This window comes from Rhodococcus sp. (in: high G+C Gram-positive bacteria) (genome assembly GCF_049286785.1).
GTDB lineage: Bacteria > Actinomycetota > Actinomycetes > Mycobacteriales > Mycobacteriaceae > Rhodococcus_F.
Window position 1 is genome coordinate 1 of sequence record NZ_JBAQEO010000727.1, and the last position, 2,686, is coordinate 2,686.

Annotated in this window: 4 protein-coding genes; 1 reads left to right on the plus strand and 3 read right to left on the minus strand. The window is 66.3% G+C overall.

Annotated features, from left to right (window positions below; genetic code table 11):
• Positions 1 to 83: 83 nt before the first annotated feature.
• Both WAW17_RS26345 and WAW17_RS26350 read right to left on the minus strand, forming a co-directional pair.
• Complete coding sequence (locus WAW17_RS26345; RefSeq protein WP_422335816.1) at positions 84 to 1,163, minus strand: alpha/beta hydrolase; 1,080 nt, start codon at positions 1,161 to 1,163, stop codon at positions 84 to 86.
• Positions 1,164 to 1,335: 172 nt separating this feature from the next.
• Positions 1,336 to 1,575, minus strand: a complete 240-nt coding sequence (locus WAW17_RS26350) for an OB-fold domain-containing protein (RefSeq protein WP_422335818.1) — start codon at positions 1,573 to 1,575, stop codon at positions 1,336 to 1,338.
• On the opposite strand from WAW17_RS26350, the gene WAW17_RS26355 reads away from it, so the two are divergent.
• Positions 1,487 to 1,696: a hypothetical protein gene (locus tag WAW17_RS26355; RefSeq protein WP_422335819.1), complete on the plus strand. Its 210-nt coding sequence runs from the start codon at positions 1,487 to 1,489 to the stop codon at positions 1,694 to 1,696. The two genes, WAW17_RS26350 and WAW17_RS26355, sit on opposite strands and share 89 nt — an antisense overlap.
• 245 nt (positions 1,697 to 1,941) lie before the next feature.
• Here the strand turns inward: WAW17_RS26355 and WAW17_RS26360 are convergent, their stop codons facing one another.
• Positions 1,942 to 2,685, minus strand: a complete 744-nt coding sequence (locus WAW17_RS26360) for a tryptophan-rich sensory protein (protein WP_422335817.1) — start codon at positions 2,683 to 2,685, stop codon at positions 1,942 to 1,944.
• Position 2,686 lies beyond the last annotated feature (1 nt).

Consider the following 2,686-nt stretch of genomic DNA (forward strand, 5'->3'; position numbering starts at 1 on the left):
CCTGCATCGGCCGCCGTCCTGTCGTCCTCTCGGGCGACTCCACCCCGTCGCCCTAAGTACACGGTATTGGGGCTAACCCAGGGCTAACTCGGATCACGCACAATTCCCCACACACCGGGTGGCCGTCCCGGGACCGCGGACCGGATGAACCGGCCGATTTCGGCGATGGCACGCCTCGACTCGGGTAGAAGATCGGCCGCGGCCTGGAACACGTGCACCTGCCGGTCCCAGACCTGCAGGTCGCATTCGCTACCGGCCTCGGCGAGGCGGTCAGCCATCACTTCGGCGTCCGACAACAGCAGCTCGTCCGAACCGACCTGGATCAGCGTGCGGGGCATGCCGCGCAGATCGTGATCCACCGGGCAGATCCGGGCCTGCGCGCTGCTGGGGTCGGTCGCCCGCTGTGCATCGATGCGCCGGGAGAGCCTGGTCAGCTCCGACACGGCGGTCCCGGGCAGGAGTGAGCACCGATCCGCGTTGGTGTGAGCCAGTTTGCGGGCGGGATCGAGCTCGGTGAGCGGTGAGAGCGCCACGATGGCAGCGGGCGCGGGCAGGCCCTCGTCCCGGAGCCGCAGCGGCACCATGAAGGACAGGTAGCCGCCGGCGGAGTCGCCGGCGATCACGATCTGCTCGGGACGGTAACCCGCGGCCAGGAGCAGACGGTAACCGTCCACACTGTCGTCGATCGCGTCGCTGATCGAATGGGCGGGCAGCATCCGGTAGTCGACCATCAGCACCGATGCCTGCGCCTCGGCGGAGATTCGTGAGACGAGGCGCTGGTGCGTGCGCATTCCACAGCACAGAAAAGCGCCGCCGTGCAGGTAGAGGACTACGCGTTCGTGACCGACGCCCCCGGCTTCCACCCAGAGCCCACCGCAATTCGGGAGCGTCGCGGGCCGGCACCGGGTGCCCTCGATCGGCGGCAACAGATTCCCGACGGAATCGATGAGGTTCGTGGGCCACGGCAGTCCGGACGCGCGCGCCCACAGCCCGAGCACGGGACGCAGGGTCATCTGGATCGACCGAGCCAGCAATCGCGCCTGCACGCTGGCTCCGGGGAAATGCCGCCGACGCACGTGTGTGGGTCGAACGTGGAATTGGTGCAGGTCATGCACGGTGCACCCGTCGATATCGCCGGGTCCCAGCGGTTGGGTGATCGTCACGATAGTCCTCACATCAGTTCGTCCAGCGCCCCCGGACGGGTGTGCCACACGTCATCGGGGACTTCGCACCATGCCGACATCAGGGTCGGGTGCACATATTTCATCGGGTCGTCAGCACACACAGTTGTCAAACACAAACGGTGCAGACGGTGGGGTGTCGACCCAATGCCTGTCAGGCGGCGCATACACCGAACACGGGGAATCTTTCGCCTGGTGTCGACGGCCGGAACTGCACACGGATGGGTTCGTCCGACACCGTGGGCACATCCCCTTCGAGGGACGTGTAGACCCACGGTCCCTCGTCGAGCGCGACGATCGCGATCGTGTACGACACCGCTTCGCCGGACAACCCGTTCGGAGAGCGCTGCACCACCCTGGACGAGACCACCGATCCCGTGCCCGACGACGCCACATTCTCGAGCTCGCAACCTCCGCAGGACGTGCATGCCGCAGTCAACGACGGAAGCAGGTTGTCGCAGTTCGTGCAGCGTGGAATCACCAGCTCGTCACGCCTCGGGTCCGAGGGTTCCTGACGGACGAACGTCGGCCGTCCTGTTTTCGACATCTGTCGGCAGTGCATGACTGCTCCCTTCGAGTACATGGAGGACTTTGCCCCTGTCGGGGTGGCGATCGCTTGTCGCGCGGACGCCTTATCACACCGGATCGAGCTGTCCTTCGACAGTAAGGCGGATCCGAGGGAGGTTCACCGGCCCACGAACACAAAGATCCGAACGTCGGCTGTGTCCTGTACCAGACCGGGCGGTACGTAGAAGTTGTGTCATGTCCAGTAGTGAAGCGCGGGGTGCTCGCGTGCGGAACGCGACTCTGACCACCGAACGAACGCGGTGGCGGCGAGGGCAACCGCGGCGGCGCCACCTGCGGCTATGGCCGCCGGCTGCGACTCGAAACCGTCCCCCGAGGCGCGTGCGACGACTATCCAGGCGAGGCCCCAGACGATCGCGGCCGTGACCGACCACCGTCCGTGACCGACCACCGCGAGGACAACGGACACCAGGGCCACGACCATGAGGACGAGAACGGCCCAGAGGTCTGCGCCGAGCCCGAGCGGATCGATGTCGTGGTAGGCGAGAGTGGCAGCGATGTCGGCCACCACAGCCACACACACCCAGCCCAGATAGACATACGTCGTGACCTCGACGGAGACGGCCTCCACCTTCGAGAACGAGGGCGACCGCGTCAGAATCAGGAATGCCTCCACCAGGACGGCGAGCAACGCGAGAATGACGAGCACGCTCAGCACCAACTGGTCGAACTGCACCGTGGCGATCCACACCGCGTTGAGCAACATCGAGGCACCGATCCACCAACCGACCCGGCGCTGCCGGAAATCCCCGTGGTGCGACGGCAATGCCTGCCAGAGAGCGAATGCGATGAAACCGAGATAGATCAGCGACCAGATCGAGAACGCGGGCCCGCCGGGAGCGACAGCCGTGGCGTCGGCCGAGAGCGCCCCGTCCGCGGCTTCCGAGATCGGAGTTCCCACCACGGCCCCGGAGCCGATG